Annotated in this window: 16 protein-coding genes; 10 read left to right on the plus strand and 6 right to left on the minus strand. The window is 46.0% G+C overall.

Going from position 1 to position 22,251, the window contains the following annotated elements; translation table 11 throughout:
- The first annotated feature begins 1,068 nt into the window (after positions 1-1,068).
- The 10 genes from B853_RS12075 (at position 1,069) to B853_RS12120 (ending at position 15,631) form a co-directional block, all read left to right on the plus strand.
- Positions 1,069-2,751: an ABC transporter substrate-binding protein gene (locus tag B853_RS12075; RefSeq protein WP_038884260.1), complete on the plus strand. Its 1,683-nt coding sequence runs from the start codon at positions 1,069-1,071 to the stop codon at positions 2,749-2,751.
- Between the two features lie 171 nt (positions 2,752-2,922).
- On the plus strand, positions 2,923-3,909 hold the full coding sequence (locus B853_RS12080; protein WP_038884262.1) for an ABC transporter permease: 987 nt from the start codon (positions 2,923-2,925) through the stop codon (positions 3,907-3,909).
- A 2-nt stretch (positions 3,910-3,911) separates the two neighbouring features.
- Positions 3,912-4,937, plus strand: a complete 1,026-nt coding sequence (locus B853_RS12085; RefSeq protein ID WP_038884263.1) for an ABC transporter permease — start codon at positions 3,912-3,914, stop codon at positions 4,935-4,937.
- A gap of 2 nt (positions 4,938-4,939) precedes the next feature.
- Positions 4,940-5,923: an ABC transporter ATP-binding protein gene (locus B853_RS12090; protein ID WP_010450116.1), complete on the plus strand. Its 984-nt coding sequence runs from the start codon at positions 4,940-4,942 to the stop codon at positions 5,921-5,923.
- 48 nt (positions 5,924-5,971) lie between these two features.
- Entirely contained in the window at positions 5,972-6,967 is a 996-nt protein-coding gene (locus tag B853_RS12095; RefSeq protein ID WP_010450118.1) for an ABC transporter ATP-binding protein, read from the plus strand.
- A 70-nt stretch (positions 6,968-7,037) separates the two neighbouring features.
- On the plus strand, positions 7,038-8,777 hold the full coding sequence (locus B853_RS12100; protein ID WP_038884264.1) for a glycoside hydrolase family 9 protein: 1,740 nt from the start codon (positions 7,038-7,040) through the stop codon (positions 8,775-8,777).
- Between the two features lie 2 nt (positions 8,778-8,779).
- Positions 8,780-9,670, plus strand: a complete 891-nt coding sequence (locus tag B853_RS12105) for a glucosamine kinase nucleotide-binding domain-containing protein (RefSeq protein ID WP_010450122.1) — start codon at positions 8,780-8,782, stop codon at positions 9,668-9,670.
- 8 nt (positions 9,671-9,678) lie between these two features.
- Positions 9,679-11,598 (plus strand): beta-N-acetylhexosaminidase, encoded by a 1,920-nt coding sequence (locus B853_RS12110; protein ID WP_010450123.1) that lies wholly within the window; start codon positions 9,679-9,681, stop codon positions 11,596-11,598.
- A gap of 86 nt (positions 11,599-11,684) precedes the next feature.
- A complete protein-coding gene (locus B853_RS12115; RefSeq protein WP_038884265.1) occupies positions 11,685-14,093 on the plus strand; it encodes a glycoside hydrolase family 94 protein in 2,409 nt (802 codons plus the stop codon).
- 125 nt (positions 14,094-14,218) lie between these two features.
- Positions 14,219-15,631 (plus strand): phosphoglucomutase/phosphomannomutase family protein, encoded by a 1,413-nt coding sequence (locus B853_RS12120; protein WP_038884267.1) that lies wholly within the window; start codon positions 14,219-14,221, stop codon positions 15,629-15,631.
- Between the two features lie 96 nt (positions 15,632-15,727).
- On the opposite strand, the gene B853_RS12125 is transcribed toward B853_RS12120, so the two are convergent.
- The 6 genes from B853_RS12125 to B853_RS12150 form a co-directional block, all read right to left on the minus strand.
- Positions 15,728-16,759, minus strand: a complete 1,032-nt coding sequence (locus B853_RS12125; protein WP_005425293.1) for an ABC transporter ATP-binding protein — start codon at positions 16,757-16,759, stop codon at positions 15,728-15,730.
- Entirely contained in the window at positions 16,759-18,384 is a 1,626-nt protein-coding gene (locus tag B853_RS12130; protein ID WP_038884268.1) for an ABC transporter permease, read from the minus strand. The genes B853_RS12125 and B853_RS12130 overlap by 1 nt, the downstream gene beginning before the upstream one ends.
- A gap of 99 nt (positions 18,385-18,483) precedes the next feature.
- Complete coding sequence (locus B853_RS12135) at positions 18,484-19,497, minus strand: Fe(3+) ABC transporter substrate-binding protein (RefSeq protein WP_010450132.1); 1,014 nt, start codon at positions 19,495-19,497, stop codon at positions 18,484-18,486.
- Positions 19,498-19,650: 153 nt separating this feature from the next.
- A complete protein-coding gene (locus B853_RS12140) occupies positions 19,651-20,880 on the minus strand; it encodes an ammonium transporter (protein ID WP_010450134.1) in 1,230 nt (409 codons plus the stop codon).
- A gap of 25 nt (positions 20,881-20,905) precedes the next feature.
- The gene (locus tag B853_RS12145; protein WP_010450136.1) at positions 20,906-21,244 is read right to left on the minus strand and encodes a P-II family nitrogen regulator; all 339 of its coding nucleotides are present in this window, start codon (positions 21,242-21,244) and stop codon (positions 20,906-20,908) included.
- A gap of 188 nt (positions 21,245-21,432) precedes the next feature.
- Positions 21,433-21,801, minus strand: coding sequence for a YacL family protein (locus tag B853_RS12150; protein ID WP_038885757.1), 369 nt, complete (start codon positions 21,799-21,801; stop codon positions 21,433-21,435).
- Between the last annotated feature and the right edge of the window lie 450 nt (positions 21,802-22,251).

Here is a 22,251-nt window from a genome sequence, read left to right on the forward strand (position 1 = left end):
CAAGCTTTTAGGGCTCGTAGTAGCCATAACCAAGTTTGCAACGCCAATGAACGTGATGACAAAAACGGTCGATCGGCCAGATTAGTAACCTGATACAAAAAATAGCACCTAGTTGCTTTGGGGCTTTTAAGGATAATCTGGCGCGGATATCATCGTGGAGCGGGGAAGTTAATGTTCCCAACGTGGACTCCGAATACATTAGCGCAAACCAACTCCGTTATTACTAAATTGTAGTTGCAATAACGGGGCGGACCATACATTTTTTTCACCCAGTGCAAGTTAACTAGGCACTCCATAGCTCTGGCTCCTATCACTCCCCAACTCAGGTAATCAAAGCACTTTGGCCAGCCACAACCTTGAGATTATTCAAGTCGACACCAAACTTAGGTGCCAACAGGTGCAGCCAAAAACATTGGAAGCAAGATAACAGAACTCATTTTCAATGAGCTATCTTACGCTATTTTTATCACCTTCATTTTCTACTGATTTACCATTTTTTATCTTGCAAAATACACCTTAATTACACTTCATTTCTTGTATAAAAAAAGCATGGTCAGCTGCCTTCTTTCGTTTACAAAAACAGCCATTTTCACTCCAATCAGGCTAATAAGACCAACAATTGATGTAGATTGAGACGTCAATCACAACAGAACGGCAGATTAAATTTCACCTAATAAATTAACGTCATTTTACGCTGTGAGCCAGATCGCTAATGTAATCAAAAGGCAAAAACCCCTTCATTTAAAAATGATCACGGGTTAGCAATCACTAACATGACAAGTTTAACCCCATATAAACTGCGAGGCATATCAATGTTCAAAAAATACGCTCAGAGAGCAAAATCAAATCAGAAATGACGTTTATAACGGAGATTTGATGTGTTTTAACGTTTTTAACGGGAATCGAGTTTGATTATTTAGTAGATAAGGTGTTTTCTTAGTCCTGCCTAAGGCCTACAGGCCACTCTAGAACTCAGTTGTAATGACAGAGGTAGGCCTTAGAGAGTGTTTATCAATTGATGACATTCAATTCCATTAGTGAAATGAAAGCAAATAGTAAGGAACAGCTATGCTTGCCAATATTAAAAAAACAGCACTAGCAACAGCAATTATTGCCACTGCTACTACAGGTTTCGCATCAGTAGCAACAGCAGCTGAACGTAGTGAGCTGACTATCCACCCTAAAGAGTTTACAACTTTTGTTCGTAACTTTAACCCGTTCTTGGGTGCAACTAACCTGCACACAACAACAGACTTCATCTACGAGCCATTAGTAGTTTTCAACGAAATGCATGGTAACACGCCTGTATTCCGTCTAGCAGAAAACTTCAAAATGGCCGATGACCTAATGAGCGTAACTTTCGATATTCGTAAAGGCGTGAAGTGGTCTGACGGTAAAGCATTTACTGCTGACGATGTTGTTTACTCATTCAACCTAGTAAAAGAAAAACCTGAACTAGACCAGTCTGGTATCAACTCTTGGGTTACTGGCGTTGAAAAAGTTAACGATTACCAAGTGAAGTTCCGTCTAAGTGAAGCGAACTCAAACGTTCCTTACGAAATCGCGAAAGTACCAGTTGTACCGAAGCACGTATGGAGCAAAGTGAAAGATCCATCAACATTCACTAACGAAAACCCAGTAGGTACTGGTCCATTCACAGAGATCGATACTTTCACTCCTCAGCTATACATCCAGTGTGAAAACCCGAACTACTGGGATGCAGCTAACCTAGATGTAGACTGTCTACGTGTTCCTCAAATTGCGAACAACGACCAGTTCCTAGGTAAGATTGTTAACGGCGAAATGGACTGGACGTCTTCATTCGTTCCTGATATCGACCGTACTTACGCTGCAGCAAGCCCTAGCCACCACTACTGGTACCCGCCTTCAGGCACTCAAGCGTTTGTTGTGAACTTCAAGAACCCAGACGCAGCTAAAAATGAAGCGCTAACAAACGTTGATTTCCGTCGTGCATTCTCTATGGCACTTGACCGTCAAACTATTATCGATATCGCATTCTACGGCGGCGGTACAGTGAATGACTTCGCATCTGGTCTAGGCTACGCATTCGAAGCATGGTCTGACGAAGCAACACACAACAAGTACAAAGGCTACAACACGTACAATGCTGAAGGTGCTAAGAAGCTTCTATCAAAAGCTGGCTTTAAAGACGTAAACAAAGACGGTTTCGTTGATACTCCATCAGGCAAGTCTTTTGAACTTCTAATTCAATCTCCAAACGGTTGGACAGACTTCAACAACACTGTACAGCTAGCAGTTGAACAACTAGCTGAAGTAGGCATCAAAGCTCGTGCTCGTACACCAGATTTCTCTGTGTACAACCAAGCGATGCTAGAAGGTACTTACGACGTGGCGTACACCAACTACTTCCACGGTGCAGATCCACACTTGTACTGGGATAGCGGCTACAACTCTAAACTGCAATCTGGTGACGGTATGCCTCGCTTCGCGATGCACTTCTACAAGAACGAGAAACTAGATGGTCTACTTAACAGCTTCTACAAAACAGCTGATAAGCAGAAGCAGCTAGAGATTGCTCACGGTATTCAGCAAATCATCGCTCAAGACCAAGTAACTATCCCTGTGATGTCTGGTGCTTACATGTACCAATACAACACAACTCGCTTCACTGGTTGGTGGAACGAAGAAAATCCTAAGGGCCGTCCAAACATTTGGGCTGGTATCCCAGAGCGTCTACTTCACGTACTGGACCTAAAACCGGTTAAATAAGTAGAAGTTCATTCCTCGCGGCACACCTTCCGTGTGCCGCCTATAAAAAATCCCCTCGTGACCAAAGCAACATATGGCGCTCGTCGTCAGGGGATTTTTCGCTCTAAATTTCGCTAGGAGCGACCTGAAACCAGAAACAGGGAAAAAATCTGGGTGAGTAAGGTGTGAGTTATGGGTTATTTTTTAAGACGTTTGTCGTTCTATCTTGTCGCGCTCTTGGTTGCAGCGACGTTAAACTTCATTATTCCGCGAGCAATGCCTGGTGACCCAGTTACCATGATGTTCGCTAACGCTTCAGTACAGGTTACGCCAGAAAGAATCGCAGCAATGAAAGAGTTGCTAGGTTTCGTTGATGGTCCTATTTACATTCAATACCTGTCATACATCAAAAACATTCTAAGCTGGGAGCTAGGTACTTCTATTCAGTTTTACCCGCTTTCAGTTAACAGCCTACTAGGTAGTGCATTCGGTTGGTCACTATTTCTTGCTGGTACTGCAGTAGTACTTTCGTTCTCGATTGCTTCTGTACTAGGTATCTTCGCGGCATGGAAGCGTGGCAGCAAATATGATGCTTTCGTTACGCCAGGCACACTGATTGTTCAAGCGATTCCACAAATGGTTATCGCAATGCTAGCGCTATTTACTTTCTCAATCGGTCTGAAATGGTTCCCATCAGGTTACGCTTACACGCCAGGTACTATTCCAGATTGGACTAGCTGGGAGTTCCTAAAAGACGTTGGTTACCACGCAATCCTGCCATTATTCTGCGCAACGATTGTTCAGATTGGTGGCTTCCTGGTAAACATGCGTAACAACATGATCAACCTTCTTGCTGAAGATTACATCACAATGGCAAAAGGTAAGGGTCTGAGCGAAAACCGCGTAGTATTCAATTACGCTGCACGTAACGCTCTTCTACCAAGTGTGACAGCACTTTCCATGTCACTAGGTATGGCGATTGGTGGTCAGCTAATTATCGAGATGATCTTCAACTACCCGGGTCTAGGTACCGTTCTTCTAAACGCAATTCACGCACGTGACTACCAAGTACTTCAAGGTCAGCTAATCATCATGACCATGTTCATGCTGTGCTTCAACTTAATGGCTGACATGCTGTACATGATTCTAGATCCTCGCCTACGTAAGGGAGGCAAATAATCATGAAAGATCTATTCAAACTAATTCTGGGCAACCCGTTCGCACGTATTGGCCTAGGTATCGTAACTGTGTTCCTGTTCGTGGCAATTGCCGCACCATTAATTACCAAGCATGCTCCTGACAAACGTACAGGTAATCCACATGAGTACCCGGGCTTTGTTGTGAAGCAGGCGCAGAATAACCCTGATGGTTGGGTCGCGAAAAACCTTGCTGATGACCGTCGCACACTGATCATGTCTAAGAAGGCTGATCATGTTATGGGTACAACCCGTATGGGTCGTGATGTTTGGTCTCAAGTGGCTTACGGTGCTCGAGTATCGCTAGGTGTTGGCTTTGGCGCTGGCATTATTGTGTGTTTCTTAGCAACGGTAATCGGTATCTCAGCTGGCTACTTTGGTGGTCGTGTCGATGACATTTTGAGTGCAGCAATGAACATCATGCTGGTAATTCCTCAGTACCCACTATTGTTCGTACTTGCTGCTTTCATTGGGGAGGCAGGCCCGCTCACCATTGCCTTGATCATCGCTGGTACCTCCTGGGCTTGGGGCGCCCGTGTCGTTCGCTCTCAGACGATGGCACTGCGCGAGAAAGAGTTTGTGAAAGCCGCTGAAGTACTGGGTGAATCGTCGTTCCGTATTATCTTCGTTGAGATTTTGCCAAACCTTATCCCTATCGTGGGCGCAAGCTTCATCGGTTCGGTAATGCTAGCAATCAACACAGAAGCGGTAATCTCGTTCCTAGGTCTAGGCGACGCAAATACCATCAGCTGGGGCATCATGCTGTACAACGTACAGACTTCGTCTGCAATGCTTATCGGCGCATGGTGGGAAGTACTAGCTCCTTGTATTGCACTGACTCTACTGGTTACAGGTCTTGCTCTACTGAACTTCGCAGTAGATGAAATTGCTAACCCTCAGCTTCGTTCTCACAAAGGTATGAAGCGTTGGAAGAAATTGGCATCACAAGACAAGAAAGAACGTGAGCCTGAATTGGCACCACAAAATGCACTATGGAGCGGAGATAAATAATCATGACTGCACCACTAATTTCTATCCGTAACCTATGCGTAGACTACATTACAGACGCGGGCGATGTCCGCGCCTGTAACAACGTCAGCTTTGATATTGCACCAGGTGAAGTATTCGGCCTAGCTGGTGAATCAGGCTGTGGTAAATCAACCGTTGCATTCTCGCTAATGCGCCTTCATAAGCCACCAGCGTTTATCACAGGTGGTGAGGTTATCTTCAACGGTGAAGATATCCTCAAATACAGTGATGACCGCATGCAAGCTTTCCGCTGGAGCGAGATGTCGATGGTATTCCAAAGCGCAATGAACGCTTTGAACCCTGTTCTTACTATGGAAGAGCAATTCTGTGACGTAATCATGCGTCATACCAATATGACTCGTGCTCAAGCGAAAGTTCGCGCTGAAGGTTTATTGGAAATCGTAGATATCCACCCTAGCCGTCTAAACGATTACCCGCACCAGTTCTCTGGTGGTATGCGTCAGCGTCTGGTTATTGCTATTGCTTTGGCTCTGAATCCAAAAATGATCATCATGGATGAACCAACGACGGCACTAGACGTGGTTGTTCAGCGTGAGATTCTGCAGAAGATCTATGCACTTAAAGAAGAGTTTGGCTTCTCCATTTTGTTCATCACCCATGACTTGTCATTGATGGTCGAGTTCTCTGACCGCATCGGCATCATGTACTCGGGTGAACTGATTGAAGTCGCGCCTTCTAAGCAAATTCTGGAAAGTCCTTACCACCCTTACACTAAAGGTTTGGGTAGCTCTTTCCCTCCATTAACTGGTCCTAAAACCAAATTGACTGGTATTCCAGGCAACCCTCTGAACTTACTAGAAGTTCCTCAAGGCTGCCGCTTCCAAGCTCGTTGCGAACGCGTCCACGAAGCTTGTACTCGAGTACCAACTCAGCTGCGTCAAATTGAACCTGGTCGTTTCTCAAACTGCCACTTATACGGCGACCCGATTGCTCAAGCCAAGGTTTAACAACAAAAAATAACGCTAGCTAAGAACAAAATTACACTGGAGAGAATTATGAGCAAACAACTCGGCGAACTGCTGATTGAAGGTAAAAATGTCGTTAAGGACTTCCCTTTAAACAGTAACTCAATCAAGCAGTCTAAGATGCGTGCTATCAACGACGTATCATTCAAAATGTACAAAAGCCGCGGTTTGTCAGTAGTAGGTGAATCTGGTTCAGGTAAATCTACTACCGCAAAAATGATTGCGAAAATGTACGCACCTACGGATGGCATCATCGAGTACAAAGGTCGCGATATTCAAGATATCACGTCTAAGCACGACTTAATGACCTACCGTGAAGGCGTACAAATGGTATGGCAAGACCCATTTGGCTCGCTAAACCCAACGCACAACATCTTCCACCATATCGCTCGTCCATTGCTTATCCATAAAAAGATAGCACCAGGCAACAAGAAAGAGTTGGAAGAGCGCGTGTATGATTTGTTGGAACAAGTTGGTCTGATCCCACCAAAAGAGACGGCACAAAAGTTCCCTCATCAGCTATCTGGTGGTCAGCGTCAACGTGTTAACTTGGCACGTAACATCGCAGTGGGTGCAGAAGTGGTTCTAGCAGATGAACCTACCTCAATGCTAGACGTATCGATTCGTGCAGGTGTACTGAACCTGATGGAAGAAATGAAGTTTGAGAAGCAAATGTCTCTGCTTTACATCACTCACGATATCGCAACAGCACGTTACATCGCAGAAGATCTCGCAGTTATGTATGTAGGCCACATGGTTGAATGGGGCGATACCGAGGAAATCATCCACGATCCTCAACACCCATATACACAATTGTTGGTTTCTGCAGTGCCAGATCCATCGAAGTCAATTCACGAAAAGTTGAAAGGCAACAAAGGTGAGATCCCTCTTTGGACACCAGAGTCTGTAGGTTGTCCATTTGCAGGACGCTGTGTTCATGCAACAGAAAAATGTCGTGAGCGACTGCCTGGTGTGACGCAACTGTCCGATAACCACTTTGTTCGTTGTTACTTATTCGAAGATTAATCATAACGAGGGTCAGGTATCAACCTGACCCCTTTTTCCATTTTATTTTATTGTTTCCCGGAGAAATCGAATGCTGCTACTGACTAACCACATTGGTTACGAGCGCCTGGGCCCTAAGAAAGCGATCATCCAGACGAGCCGACCACGTCTGTCTTCTTACACAGCTTTACTCGTATGCGCAGATAGCCACCAGACGGTCGCAACTCTGACAGTAGAGAAGCAAGGCAAAGTAGCAAACTGGCATCAAGGTCATTTCTACCTTATCGACTTTTCCTCATTTAATACTCCAGGTCACTATTACCTTCGTTTCGATCATTTACGCTCGTCTCACTTTGAGATCGGTGAACATATTCTTCTCGATTGCACGCTGTCTGATGTGATCCACTACTTTAAATCTCAACGCTGTGGTGGCATTTTCGATCAACAAGATCGTCAAGCACCACTGCTTAATTCAAATGAAACCGCAGATGTTCACGGCGGTTGGTATGACGCATCGGGTGACGTCAGCAAATATCTGAGCCATTTGTCATACGCAAACTATCTGAACCCACAACAAACACCAATGGTGGTGTGGAATATATTGAAAGGTTTGTCTCTGCTTGAAGGCAACGACAAACTGGCTAAATTCACGGCTACTCGCCTTATTGAAGAAGCACTATTCGGCGCTGATTTCCTTGTTCGTATGCAAAACGAAAAAGGCTTCTTCTACATGACGGTGTTCGACAAGTGGAGTAAAGACACAGCGCAACGCGAGATCTGTGCCTACGAGACTCAGCTCGGTCATAAATTTGATGATTACCAAGCGGGCTACCGACAAGGCGCTGGCGTTAGCATTGCGGCATTAGCCTCGGCAGCACGCCTAGACTTTCACGGTGAGTTCGACCAACAAAAATATCGCAATGCGGCAGAAAATGGCTATTGGCATCTAAAAGAACACAACACCCAATATCTAAACGATGGTGAAGAGAACATCATCGATGAATACTGCGCACTGCTTGCCGCTGTCGAGCTATTCAAGACGACGAAAGAAACGCGCTACTTAGAAGAAAGCCGCTTGTGGGCGAACCGTCTTTCAGCTCGTCAAATGAGTGATGAGCACATTCAACACTTCTGGTCAGCCAATCAAGATGGTAGCCGCCCTTATTTCCATGCGGCAGAAGCCGGGCTTCCTGTTATCGCGCTATGTGAGTACTTATCAATTGAAGACGACTCTGAGCTCGCATCACCAGTAAAACAAACCATCAACAGAGCGTGTGAATTTGAAGTCTCTATCACCAACAAAGTAACCAACCCATTTGGCTACCCTCGACAATACGTAAAAGGTGTGGACGAGGCCAAACGTGATGCGTTCTTTGTGGCACACAACAACGAATCCGGTTACTGGTGGCAAGGTGAAAATGCCCGCCTGGGTTCACTGGCAACCATGGCTTATGTGGCGCAACCTTTCATTGAATCAGAAACTCTACAGCAGCAGCTTTCAAAACTGGCACAAGACTCTATGAACTGGATTGTTGGCTTAAACCCGTACGACATGTGCATGTTAGACGGTCACGGCCGCAATAACCCTGATTACCTTCCGCAATACGGTTTCTTCAACGCAAAAGGTGGCGTATGTAACGGCATTACTGGCGGCTTTGAAGATGAGGAAGACATTGCATTTAATCCACCAGCACAGAAAGACGACATGCTTCAAAACTGGCGCTGGGGAGAACAATGGATCCCACATGGTGCTTGGTATCTACTCGCCGTAATGAGTCAGGCTCAGCACATCTCAACTTTAGCGAACTCTCAAGCATTCAAGGAACAATAAACATGGGGATGTATTTTGTAGGTATTGATGGCGGTGGCACTTCATGTCGCGCCCGTATCAAAGACGCGCAAGGCAACTTCATTGGCGAAGCAAAAAGTGGTAGTGCCAACATTATGTTGGGAGCAGAAGTCGCAATGGCATCGATTCTTGAATCTATTGCTTCAGCAGCACAACAAGGCGGCCTAACCCAACAAGACTTTGCCTCTATGCACGTAGGTTTAGCGCTTGCAGGAGCTGAGCATAAAACCTCTTGGCAATCTTTTATGGCTTTGGAACACCCATTCGCCAGTATGACTCTCAACACCGACGCATACGGTGCTTGTATCGGTGCACACAATGGTGAAGATGGCGCGATCATGATTGCAGGAACAGGTTCTTGCGGCATTTTCCTAAAAGGCCTTGAGCAACACGTTGTTGGTGGCCGAGAGTTCCCAATATCCGATCAAGGCGGCGGTGCTGTAATGGGTCTACGCCTAATTCAGCAAGTCTTGCTAGCAGAAGATGGCATCCGTGAAAAAACACCTCTGGCCGCGCACGTTATGGCTCATTTTGAAAATGACGTCGACAACGTGGTGGCATGGTCTAAGCAAGCTCTGCCTCGCGATTACGGCCAGTTCTCTCCAGCAATTTTCCAACATGCAGAACAAGGTGATGCACTGGCGATTGAAATGCTAAAGCAAACCGCAGCGGATATAGAAATGTTCTTAGTTGCTTTGAATAAGCGCGGCGCAACTCGTATTTGCTTGATGGGTAGCATTGCCGAGCGAATTCTGCACTGGCTATCTCCACCAGTACAACAATGGGTGGTAGAGCCTCAGTTTGATGCGATTGAAGGGGCAATTATGTTTGCTGGCAAGCCAGAACATAACCTTTACTCGGTGAGTGTTGAATAGGAGTGAGCATGGAATATCGTGTTGATTTAGTGGTCCTTTCTGAGCAAAAACAAAACTGCCGTTTCGGACTCACCTTTCATAACTTGAGCGATCAGGACCTAAACAACTGGAGTCTGACCTTCGCATTTGATCGCTACATACTTCCAGATAGCGTTTCAAATGGTCAACTGACTCAGATTGGTAGCTTTTGCACACTCAAACCTGAGGGCATGGTGCTGGCTGCCAACCATCACTACTACTGTGAATTTAGCATTGGCTCTAACCCATTCCGTTACTACTCGGATGGTTTTAATGAAGCGATAATCGACTTTATGGTAGATGGTCAACCTCAACGTGCTCAAGTCGATGTCACCCCTATCGTTTTAGCTTCACCTTATCGTGAGCGCAGTGACATTCCAGCAAGCTTAACCCACGCTCAGCCGCTGCTACCGAAACCAAATCATATTGAAGTCAATGAAGGCTACTTTACGCTGACTGAGCAATCTGGTGTTGCAACATATACCGATTTGGCTCAGCCAGCTCAAAATTGGTTCATAGACGAACTTCAGCGCATTCATCAGTTCTCAGTAAAAGAATCAAACAGTGGCAATGTAATATTTAAAGGAAACCCGACTTTAGACGAAGGCGTCTACAAGCTAAAGATATCGGAAGAATCAATCAAGATCGAAGCAGGTTCCACTTCCGGTTTTATACACGCGACAGCGACATTGTTGCAGCTAGTTAAGGCGGGGAGAGAAGCATCCACTCTCGATTTTGTCTGCGTCACAATCAAAGACAGCCCTCGCTTTCGTTACCGCGGCATGATGCTAGATTGTGCTCGTCACTTCCATTCTGTAGAGGAAGTGAAACGCCTTATTAACTTATTGGCACACTATAAGTTTAATACTTTTCACTGGCACCTCACTGACGACGAAGGTTGGCGAGTTGAGATTAAATCCTTACCAGAACTAACCAGTATTGGCGCTTGGCGAGGTGTAAATGAAGCGGTTGAACCTCAATATACTCATTTATCTGAGCGTTATGGTGGCTTCTATACCCAAGAAGAAATCAAAGACGTTATTGAGTTTGCAGCGCAACGTAGCATCACGATTATTCCTGAAATTGATGTACCCGGACATTGCCGCGCAGCGATCAAATCTCTGCCGCACCTTTTGGTAGAGAAAGAGGACTCAACAGAATATCGTAGTATCCAGCACTACAACGACAATGTCATCAACCCTGCTCTACCGGGAAGCTACGAGTTTATCGACAAAGTTCTTGAGGAAGTAGCCGCTTTATTCCCAGCTCCTTATGTACATATCGGCGCCGACGAAGTACCTAATGGCGTGTGGTCAAAGAGCCCTGCATGCCAAGCGTTAATGGAGCAATTGGGTTACACCGATTACAAAGAGCTGCAAGGCCACTTCCTACGCCACGCCGAAGACAAGCTGCGCAAGTTGGGCAAACGTATGGTGGGCTGGGAAGAAGCTCAGCACGGCAATAAGGTCAGCAAAGACACCGTGATCTACTCATGGTTAAGCGAAGAAGCAGCACTGAACTGCGCTCGCCAGGGCTTTGATGTGGTGCTACAACCAGCACAAACCACTTACTTAGACATGACTCAAGATTACGCACCAGAAGAGCCAGGTGTGGACTGGGCGAACCCGTTGCCACTAGAGAAAGCCTACAACTACGAGCCGTTAGCAGAAGTACCTGAAGACGACCCAATCAGAAAACGCATTTGGGGCATTCAAACTGCTCTATGGTGCGAAATCATCAACAACCAATCGCGCATGGACTACATGATTTTCCCTCGCCTAACGGCCATGGCTGAAGCATGTTGGACTGAAAAACAACACCGCAATTGGACCGACTATTTATCACGTTTGAAAGGACACCTTCCTCTGCTCGATTTGCAGGGAGTGAATTACCGTAAACCGTGGAAGTAATAACAAGCCAGATGCAACCGCATCACGCTTAAAGAGTTTTTAAATTTTTGGCTGCAGACGCAGCTTAGTAAAAAGGAAATACACAAATGAAATACGGCTATTTCGATAACGAGAATCGCGAATACGTCATCACTCGCCCTGACGTACCAGCACCATGGACAAACTACCTAGGTACTGAGAAGTTCTGTACGGTTATCTCGCACAACGCGGGTGGCTACTCGTTCTACAACTCTCCAGAATACAACCGTGTTACTAAATTCCGTCCAAACGCGACATTCGATCGCCCAGGACACTACGTTTACCTACGTGATGATGAGACAGGTGATTACTGGTCAATCTCTTGGCAACCAGTTGCGAAGAGCCTAGACGAAGCAAACTACGAAGTCCGCCATGGCTTGTCTTACTCTAAGTTCAAATGTGAATACAGCGGTATTACCGCAACGAAAACACTGTTCGTGCCAAAAGGCGAAGACGCTGAAATCTGGGATGTAGTAATTAAAAACACTTCAGATAAACCACGTACGATCAGCGCATTCTCATTTGTTGAGTTCTCATTCAGCCATATTCAGTCTGATAACCAGAACCATCAGATGTCTCTGTATTCTGCGGGTACGTCATACAATGAAGGCGTGATTGAGTACGACCTGTACTACAACACGAACGATTTCGAAGGTTTCTACTACCTAGCTTCAACGTTTGACCCAGATTCATACGACGGCCAACGTGACAGCTTCCTAGGTCTATACCGTGACGAAGCAAACCCGTTAGCGGTAGAACAAGGTAAGTGTTTCAACACTGCACAGACTTGTTACAACCACTGTGGCTCTCTGCACAAGCAATTTACTATCCAGCCGGGTGAAGAAGTTCGTTTTGCTTACATTCTAGGTATCGGTAAAGGCAACGGTGACCGTCTACGTGCTAAGTACCAAGACCTTGCAGAAGTCGACAATGCGTTTTCGGGTATCAAAGCACACTGGGATGAGCGTTGTGGCAAGTTCCAAGTGAAATCGCCAAACGAAGGTCTAGACACCATGATCAACGCTTGGACACTATACCAAGCAGAAACTTGTGTGGTGTGGTCTCGTTTTGCTTCGTTCATCGAGGTGGGTGGTCGTACTGGTCTTGGTTACCGCGATACAGCGCAAGATGCAATCTCAGTTCCTCACGCTAACCCAGCAATGACGCGTAAACGTATCGTCGACCTACTGCGCGGCCAAGTGAAAGCGGGTTACGGTCTACACCTATTCGATCCAGATTGGTTCGATCCAGAGAAAGCTGACGTTAAACCATCGAAATCTCCAACAGTCGTTCCAACACCTTCTGATGAAGACAAGATCCACGGCATCGAAGACACATGTTCTGATGATCACCTATGGCTAGTTCCAACCATCTGTAAGTACGTGATGGAAACGGGTGAGCACAGTTTCTTTGACGAAGTGATCCCTTACGCAGATGGCGGCGATGCAAGCGTTTATGACCACATGAAAGCAGCGCTAGACTTCTCTGCGGAGTACGTAGGTCAAACCGGTATCTGTAAAGGTCTACGCGCAGACTGGAACGACTGTCTAAATCTAGGTGGTGGCGAATCTTCAATGGTGTCGTTCCTACACTTCTGGGCACTGCAAGAGTTCATCGACCTAGCGAAATACCTAGGTAAAGAAGCCGACGTAGAGAAATACACGGAAATGGCAGCAAACGTTCGTGAAGCGTGTGAAACACATCTTTGGGACGACGAAGGCGGCTGGTACATCCGTGGTCTGACGAAGAATGGCGACAAGATCGGTACAGCGCAACAAGCAGAAGGCCGAGTGCACCTAGAGTCAAACACGCTAGCGGTACTTTCTGGTGCGGTATCTCAAGAGCGCGGTGAGAAAGCGATGGACGCAGTCGATGAGAACCTGTTCTCTGAATACGGCCTGCACCTAAACTCACCATCATTCGCAACACCAAACGATGACATCGGTTTCGTAACTCGCGTTTACCAAGGCGTAAAAGAGAACGGCGCTATCTTCTCACATCCAAACCCATGGGCTTGGGTAGCAGAAGCGAAATTGGGTCGTGGTGACCGTGCAATGAAATTCTACGATGCACTAAACCCATACAACCAAAACGATATCATCGAAAAACGTATTGCAGAACCTTACTCATACGTGCAGTTCATCATGGGTCGTGACCACCAAGATCACGGTCGTGCAAACCACCCGTGGTTAACAGGTACATCTGGCTGGGCTTACTTCGCTGTTACCAACTTTATCCTTGGTGTGCGTACAGGCTTCGATGGTCTGACTATCGATCCATGTATCCCAACGAACTGGCCTGGTTTCGAAGTGACTCGTCAATGGCTAGGTGCAACGTACAACATCAAAGTAGTTAACCCAGACTCAGTAAGCAAAGGCGTTAAGTCGATTACTGTGAACGGTGAAGCTGTAAATGGTGCCTCTGTACCAGTTCAAGCGGAAGGTTCAGTAAACGAAGTTATTGTTACTCTAGGTTAATCATCTTTTAGGGGAGAGCTTCTCCCCTTTTGATTTATCCGATGCGCTTGAGTTTGATGAGTGCATCGGTTCGCTAGCAAAGATTTAAGAAGCGGTGGGATGCCGCTCTTATCGAGGATCGAATCATGATCAAATTTGGTACAGGCGGCTGGCGTGCATTTATTGGTGAGGAGTTCACCAAAGATAATGTACGTTTGGTGGCTCAAGCAGTAGCAAACATTACCAACAACGAATCCGCTGCTGATCGCGGCTTTGTGATTGGCTATGACCGTCGTTTTCTTTCTGATAAAGCAGGCCGTTGGTTTGCTGAAGTATTGGCAGCAAACGGTATTGTGGTTAGCTTTATCGACAAGTTTGTCCCTACACCTATCGTGATGTTCAAAGCGAAGGAAATGGGCTGTGCTTACTCTGCATGTATTACCGCATCGCACAACCCAGCCGATTACAACGGCATCAAAGTCTTCATCGAAGGCGGTCGTGACGCAGATGAAATCATCACCCAAAAGATCGAATCACAAATCTCAACCCTAACAGTGAATGACGTGAGAAGCGTCGATTTCGAACAAGCAGTTGAAGACAAGCTAATTGAAATCATCAACCCAATGAACGAGTTTGTTGACTCGATCATCGACTTTATCGACATCGAGGCGATCAAGAAGGCGAATCTACGCGTGTTGATCGACCCTATGTTTGGTGTTGCGAAAAACGCGCTACAAACCGTGCTGATCAACGGCCGTTGTGAAGTCGACGTGATCAACGATGGTAAGAACCCAGACTTCGGCGGCTTAATGCCATCACCAAGTGCTGCAACCCTTTATCGCTTGATGCACCTCGTGGAACAAGAAGGCTATGACATCGGTATTGGTACCGATGGCGACGCGGACCGTCTTGGTATTATCGACGAGAAAGGTCACTTCATTCATCCAAATGAAGTGTTACTGCTGCTTTACTACTACCTACTTGAATACAAAGGCTGGACAGGTTCCGTGGTACGTAACATCGCAACCACTCACCTGTTGGATAAAGTCGCAGAAGATCACGGCGAGAAATGCTTTGAGGTTCCAGTGGGCTTTAAGCACATCAGCTCTCAAATGGAAGCTGATGATTCATTGATTGGCGGTGAAAGCTCTGGCGGCCTAACTATTCGCGGTCACATCAAAGGTAAAGACGGCGTATTCGCATCAAGCCTATTGGTAGAAATGATTTCAGTAACTGGCAAGAAGCTGTCTGAGTTGCTGGATGAAATCTACGGTAAGTACGGTTATGCCTACATGGCAGAAGGTGATTGCAAGTTCAAACCGGCGCAAAAAGAAGCACTGTTCAACAAGGTTTATGTTGAGAAACAGTTACCTGAATTTGAATTTGAAATCGAAAAAGTCAGCTACGAAGATGGGGCAAAAGTGTACTTCAAAAATGGCGGTTGGATCATCGCTCGTTTCTCAGGTACTGAACCATTACTACGAATTTTTGCAGAGATGCAAGATAAAGACACTGCAGAACGTGTTCTTCAACAGTTTAAGGACTTTCTGTCCTTATAGCTAAATTGTGTGCCCGCTTCGTGCACACGACCTATAGGTGAAGAACACTTGCCCGGCGACATACCCGCCGGGCCTTTTTCTTTTCGATGATACTACTTAGGCGAACGCCAACACGCCTTGAGTTTCTACTTTCACCGTCACACTATCACCAACATTCAACGCTTGGGTTGAAGTTGCCAACAGTCGGTCACCATTGACATCAATCACGTAGCGGCAGTGGTCACCCATAAAGTGCTGCTCAAGTACTTTGACCGCACTCTCTTCATCAGCAGCAATTTGCACATGTTGTGGGCGAAGCAGTAATGCACATTCTGCATCAACTTGGATTTCTTGCTGAGCATTGGCTTCCACCACACCAAGATGAGTTTCAAATTCACTGTCAGAAATGCGCTTCGCTGCAAGGTAGCTACCACCACCTAAGAAGTCTGCAACAAATTTGCTCGAAGGCTGGTAGTAAAGCTCAGAGGCTGTTCCATATTGCTCGATTACACCGTGGTTCATTACTGCCATCTTATCGGCAAAGGCAAACGCCTCTTCACGACTGTGAGTAACGAAAATTGCGGTAACGCCTTGCTCTTTAAAGATTTTACGGATCTCTCGGATCAGTTCATGGCGAACTTGGGTATCGATATTGGAAAACGGTTCATCCAACAACAGAAGATCAGGTTTGTAAGCCAGTGAGCGGGCAATCGCCACGCGCTGCTGCTGACCACCAGAAAGCTGGTGAGGATAACGATCACCGTAGCCTTTGAGGTGAACTAAGCCGAGCATTTCTTCTACTTTGAGAAGCTTTTGCTGCGCCGTTTCATTTTTCAAGCCAAAAGCGATGTTCTCTGCCACTGTCAGATGCGGGAATAAGGCGTAATCTTGGAAGATCATACCGATATTACGCTGCTCTGGTGGTAACCAGTTTTCACCGTCATCAATAGTGAGACAATTTAAGCTCATTTGACCAGAACTTAGCGGCAGCAAACCAGCAATCGCTTTCAATAGCGTTGTCTTACCGCAACCACTCGCGCCGAGCAGGCACACGATCTGTCCTTGTTCAACTTCTAAAGAAAGTGATTCAAGGACGGTTTGATCGTCATACTGACAAGTTAGGTTTTTAATCGATAGTGCGCAGCTCATCAGTGATTTTGCTCCAGTGAACGGTTAACAACAACAAGCGGGATCAACCCAACTAGGACCAGTAATACTGCTGGTAGAGCAGCAAGTTCCAAATGCTCGTCCGAGGCGAAGTTGTATACATACGTCGCCAAGGTTTCAAAGTTAAATGGACGCAATAATAGTGCAGCATTGAGCTCTTTCATCGACTCAATAAACACCAACAAACCAGCAATCAGTGCACCACGTTTAACCAGAGGGAAGTGCACTCGCCAAAGCATGGTATTAGGCGTACAGCCCATGGTACGGGAAGCCATATCCAGCGACGGAGAGATCTTATTTAAGTTACTTTCGACACTACCAATCGCCACAGCGGAGAAACGCACCACCATCGCAAAAATCAGCGCAAACATAGAGCCAGAAAAAATCAGTCCAGGTCTGCCCCATTCCATCGCTTTAGCAATATCGTTAACACGGTGATCCATAAACAGCACTGCCACCATGACACCAATCGCAAGTACAGTGCCTGGAACCGCATAGCCCATTGAAGACAGACGCATGAAAGCTAAGCTAGAGCGGCCGCCGTTTACGCGTTGACTGAAGTTCACAGTCAATGCAATCGCAACACCGATGATGGCAGCCACGACTGACACCACCAAACTGTTCCATGCATATTCACGAAACTCCGGTGTCCAACTTTGTGCAAAGTAAGTAATCGCGTAATCAATTAACTGTAGCAATGGGAAGATGAACGCAATTGCTACCAAACCCCAACACCAAATCAGTGCGCCCCACTTTCGCCAACCTTTTAGCTCATAACGGAAATCTTCATGACTATTAAACTGGCTTTGGAATAACTTCTGTTTGCGGCGGCTGTAGCGCTCGGCACTCAGTAACAACACCACAATCATCAACATCATGGCTGAGATCTTCGCGGCTGCATTTAAGTTCGAGTAGCCTAGCCAAGTATCGTAAACCGCAGTAGTCAGCGTGTTCACCGCAAAATAGCTGACGGTGCCGAAATCGCCAATGGTTTCCATTGCAACCAGAGACAGGCCAACAGCGATAGAAGGCCTGACAAGCGGCAAAGAAATGCGCCAAAAGCTCTCCCAAGGAGAACATTTCAGTAAGCGTGCACTTTGTAACAAAGAGACGTTCTGTTCCATAAATGCCGCTCGGCAAAGCAAGTAAACGTATGGGTAGAGAACGAGAGAGAGGACGAAAGTGGCACCGCTCAAGGTTCGGATATCAGGGAACCAATATTCGCCAGGTCCCCATCCCGTTATATCACGCAAAAAGATCTGAATCGGCCCAGCAAAGTCAAACCAATCAGTAAAGATGTAACCAATGATATAGCCCGGCATCGCAAGCGGCAGAACCAGTGCCCACTGCAACCACTTCTCGGTTGGCAGCTTGCACATCGCCATAAACCAAGCACTTGGGATTCCAAGAATCAAAGAAAGGAGCATCACACCTGCAGTCAGGACTACGGTGTTATAGATGTAGGTTGGCATAACCGTCGACATCAAATGTGTGAACAGGTCATCCGTCTCGCCAATGGCGGTATAGAAGATCGCTAAGATCGGCAAAACCAGTAACAGGGTAATCACCCCACTACTGGTTTTCCATAGAGAATGTTTATTCTTCATTGCCTAAATACTGCAAGGCTGTATGAAATACAGATGCGTCTGCAAATACATCTCATATCCTTTAATCAAATGGGGGTATAGTTATACCCCCACATGGAATTAAAGGTCAAATTTCACTTCATCTAGTAGCTTGATTGCCGCTTCGTGGTGAGAAGCGATATCGTCTAGAGAAACCGTATCCGCTTTGAAGTCACCCCAAGATTCCACAAGTTCAGAACGCTTAACGCCTTCTTTTACTGGGTACTCGTAGTTTACTTCTGCGTACATTTGCTGCGCTTTGTCACCCGTTAGGAATTCCATTAGCTTCACAGCGTTGTCTTTGTTTGGAGAGAACTTCGCCATCGCCATACCAGAGATGTTTACGTGTGTACCCGTTGTCTCTTGGTTAGGGAAGTTGATGTATACCGCATCAGCCCAAGCTTTTTGCTCTTTGTCGTTAACCATCTTACCTAGGTAGTAGCTGTTACCTAGAGAAACGTCACATAGACCTTCTTTGATTGCTTTAACTTGAGCACGGTCGTTACCTTGAGGCTTACGAGCTAGGTTCGCTTTTACGCCTTCTAGCCATTCTTTTGTCTCAGCTTCACCGTGGTGCGCGATCATAGAAGACACTAGAGATACGTTGTAAGGGTGCTTACCGCTACGCGTACAGATTTTGCCTTTGAATTCTGGCTTCGCTAGATCTGCGTAGTTGAAGTCGTTACCTAGTTTGCCAACACGGTCACGTGAAGAGTAAACGTTACGAGTACGTAGAGTCAGAGCAAACCACTCGTTTTCTTTGTCTTGGTACTGTGCTGGTACGTTTTCTTCGATGATTTTGCTATCTACCTTTTGAACTAGACCTTTGTTAGTCAGCTCCGCTAGACGGCTGATATCTGTAGTAAGGATTACGTCAGCTGGGCTGTATTCGCCTTCTTGAGCCAACTTCTCTGCTAGGCCTTTTTTGGCAAACTTCACGTTTACTTTAATGCCAGTTTCTTTAGTGAACTCGTTGAACATTGGTTCAACTAGGAAAGGTTGACGGTAAGAGTAGACGTTCACTTCTTCAGCAGCCATTGCTGTTGGAGCTAGAGTAGCGCAAGTAATCGCTGAAAGAGTTAGCAGTTTTTTCATTGTTTAATCCTTTACCATGCTAATGATAACGTTTATCAGTTGCGTTATTATATGCATGTTCAGTAGGAAAACAATGATGTGACACTAAAAAACCTGCTCATCAGAGCAGGTTTTTGATAGTTTACTTTGTAACTAATTGTTTCTTTATGTCGACTATTTCACAGTAACAAATTCAGGGTAGGCGCCAACACCACAGTCGTGCATATCCATACCTTCAAGCTCTTCTTCTCCCGATACGCGAATGCCGATGGTTGCTTTTAAGATTGCCCATACCACAAGGCTCGCACCGAATACCCAAGCAAAGATAACTGCCGCCCCAAGAAGCTGTGCGCCGAACGTTGCATCACCATTACTTAGCGGTACAACCATTAAACCAAAGAAACCACACACACCGTGTACAGAGATAGCACCTACAGGGTCATCAATCTTCACTTTATCTAGACCGATGATACTGAATACCACTAGCGCGCCCGATACTGCACCGATTGCAACTGCGTAAAGTGGTGATGGTGATAGAGGATCTGCCGTGATGGCAACAAGACCTGCCAATGCACCGTTAAGAATCATAGTTAGATCAGCTTTACCCCAAGTCGTTTTACATACGAGTAATGCTGCGATTGCACCTGCTGCCGCTGCTGCGTTTGTATTAAGGAAGATTTGACCTACCGCTGTCGCGTTTTCAAAATCAGATACCATCAACTGAGAACCGCCATTAAAACCGAACCAACCGAACCAAAGGATGAACGTACCCAATGTAGCTAGAGGCATGTTTGAACCAGGAATTGGATAGATTTCGCCATTTTTACCGTATTTACCTTTACGAGCACCCAGTAGTAATACGCCAGCTAACGCTGCTGCTGCACCCGCCATGTGTACGATACCTGAGCCAGCAAAGTCACTGAAACCTGCTTCTGATAGGAAACCACCGCCCCATGTCCAGTAACCTTCCATTGGGTAGATAAATGCCGTCAGCACTGCAGAGAAGATGAGGAAAGACCAAAGCTTCATACGCTCTGCTACCGCACCAGATACCACTGACATTGCTGTTGCGACGAATACCACTTGGAAGAAGAAATCCGACTCTAACGAGTGATCTGCGCCTTCACCTTGTGTGCCAATTAGCGCACCAAATGATGGTAACCAGCCACCTTCGCCATTATCAACGTACATAATGTTGTAGCCGACCAATAGAAACATTGTACAAGCAATCGCGTACAGACAGATGTTTTTGGTTAGAATTTCTGTTGTGTTTTTCGAGCGAACTAAGCCCGCTTCCAGCATGGCAAAGCCAGCTGCCATCCACATAACCAACGCACCAGAAATGAGGAAGAAAAAGGTGTCGAGTGCGTAACGTAATTCAGTTACCGTTGTTGTTAATTCCATGATAGTTCTCCAATCCCTTGAATTCTTAAAGTGCTTCTGCGTCCATTTCACCAGTACGAATACGTACTGCTTGATTTAGGTCGTAGACAAAAATCTTACCGTCACCAATTTTTCCCGTTTGAGCCGCTTTAGTGATGGCCTCTACCACACGATCCACATTGTCTGCATGGGTTGCGATTTCTAGTTTTACTTTTGGTAGAAAGTCGACTTGATACTCGGCTCCACGGTATAGCTCCGTGTGGCCTTTCTGACGACCAAAACCTTTAACCTCTGATACTGTCATCCCTTCAATACCGACATCAGCCAATGCTTCGCGCACATCGTCTAATTTAAAAGGTTTTATAATGGCATTAATGATTTTCATTGAATCTTCTCCGCAGCTTTCATCCTGAAACATTTGTATTAATCCAATCGGCGTGCCAACTTTTTATCTTGTTGATTTATATAGAATTAGAAAAATTAACAAACTTATAAACAAAAAGGGCGCACCATATCGGTGCGCCCTTCTCACAAATATAAGGCAACCCTAATTAGGCTCCCCAAAACTGTGCGTTAAATGTTCAAAAAGTCTTTCCATTGCTCTATCAGGGTACAAAAGTCTTCAATACCACAACTGGCTGTACTCTCTGCATCGTAGAAGTCAAACTCACTTTCCATTTCCACTTCATACTCATGGCCCAATGCGTTTTCTTGCACTAGCACCTCATCACCATGGATCATCAAACTGATCTCTGCACCGGTTAATCTATGCTCTTGAGATGGCGAAGAAAATGCCAGATCAATTAAGGCTTCAACTTGCGCGATTTTCGCTGGGTCTTTACCAATTTCTTCTTGCAACCAACGACCTACAATCTCATGCCCCATGCTGCATTTGACATAGTATTCGCCCATCAATGTGTTGCGGATGAATTCAAATTCCATCGTGATCGCCTTTTCGTATCAATTTGGTGCGGAGTATACAGGGAGATGTTGGATGGGAGAAGCGAGAGACGAGAGCTCTCTCAATGGCTTGTTTAAAAGAGATTCCCGACTGCACTCCTTCGTCGCTTTCGGGAATGACATCGTTGTTACTCTTAGCTATTTAAATCGTCATCCTCAAGAGCGAGGCTCGAGCGAGTTGGGGATCTCTCAATACGTTGCCTAAAAGAGATTCCCGACTGCACTCCTTCGTCGCTTTCGGGAATGGCATCGTTTTTACTCTTAGCTATTTAAATCGTCATCCTCAAGAGCGAGGCACGAGCGAGTTGGGGATCTCTTAATACGTTACCTAAAAGAGATTTCTATTCCCTCAGTCTAGGAAATGACGTAGTTCAGTCTCTCGTAGCATAGCGTTCCACAAAAGAAAGCGCCCACCAAATGGTGGGCGCTTAA

Origin of the sequence: Vibrio rotiferianus CAIM 577 = LMG 21460 (assembly GCF_002741985.1) — a bacterium.
GTDB lineage: Bacteria > Pseudomonadota > Gammaproteobacteria > Enterobacterales > Vibrionaceae > Vibrio > Vibrio rotiferianus.

Excerpts from the sequence above, each read along its gene's own strand:
- B853_RS12125 (WP_005425293.1), bottom strand. The coding sequence starts at position 16,759 with ATGAGCTGCGCACTATCGATTAAAAACCTAACTTGTCAGTATGACGAT.
- B853_RS12100 (WP_038884264.1), top strand. The coding sequence starts at position 7,038 with ATGCTGCTACTGACTAACCACATTGGTTACGAGCGCCTGGGCCCTAAG.
- B853_RS12095 (WP_010450118.1), top strand. The coding sequence starts at position 5,972 with ATGAGCAAACAACTCGGCGAACTGCTGATTGAAGGTAAAAATGTCGTT.
- B853_RS12085 (WP_038884263.1), top strand. The coding sequence starts at position 3,912 with ATGAAAGATCTATTCAAACTAATTCTGGGCAACCCGTTCGCACGTATT.
- B853_RS12075 (WP_038884260.1), top strand. The coding sequence starts at position 1,069 with ATGCTTGCCAATATTAAAAAAACAGCACTAGCAACAGCAATTATTGCC.
- B853_RS12115 (WP_038884265.1), top strand. The coding sequence starts at position 11,685 with ATGAAATACGGCTATTTCGATAACGAGAATCGCGAATACGTCATCACT.
- B853_RS12140 (WP_010450134.1), bottom strand. The coding sequence starts at position 20,880 with ATGGAATTAACAACAACGGTAACTGAATTACGTTACGCACTCGACACC.
- B853_RS12135 (WP_010450132.1), bottom strand. The coding sequence starts at position 19,497 with ATGAAAAAACTGCTAACTCTTTCAGCGATTACTTGCGCTACTCTAGCT.
- B853_RS12105 (WP_010450122.1), top strand. The coding sequence starts at position 8,780 with ATGGGGATGTATTTTGTAGGTATTGATGGCGGTGGCACTTCATGTCGC.
- B853_RS12090 (WP_010450116.1), top strand. The coding sequence starts at position 4,940 with ATGACTGCACCACTAATTTCTATCCGTAACCTATGCGTAGACTACATT.
- B853_RS12150 (WP_038885757.1), bottom strand. The coding sequence starts at position 21,801 with ATGGAATTTGAATTCATCCGCAACACATTGATGGGCGAATACTATGTC.
- B853_RS12130 (WP_038884268.1), bottom strand. The coding sequence starts at position 18,384 with ATGAAGAATAAACATTCTCTATGGAAAACCAGTAGTGGGGTGATTACC.
- B853_RS12110 (WP_010450123.1), top strand. The coding sequence starts at position 9,679 with ATGGAATATCGTGTTGATTTAGTGGTCCTTTCTGAGCAAAAACAAAAC.
- B853_RS12080 (WP_038884262.1), top strand. The coding sequence starts at position 2,923 with ATGGGTTATTTTTTAAGACGTTTGTCGTTCTATCTTGTCGCGCTCTTG.
- B853_RS12120 (WP_038884267.1), top strand. The coding sequence starts at position 14,219 with ATGATCAAATTTGGTACAGGCGGCTGGCGTGCATTTATTGGTGAGGAG.
- B853_RS12145 (WP_010450136.1), bottom strand. The coding sequence starts at position 21,244 with ATGAAAATCATTAATGCCATTATAAAACCTTTTAAATTAGACGATGTG.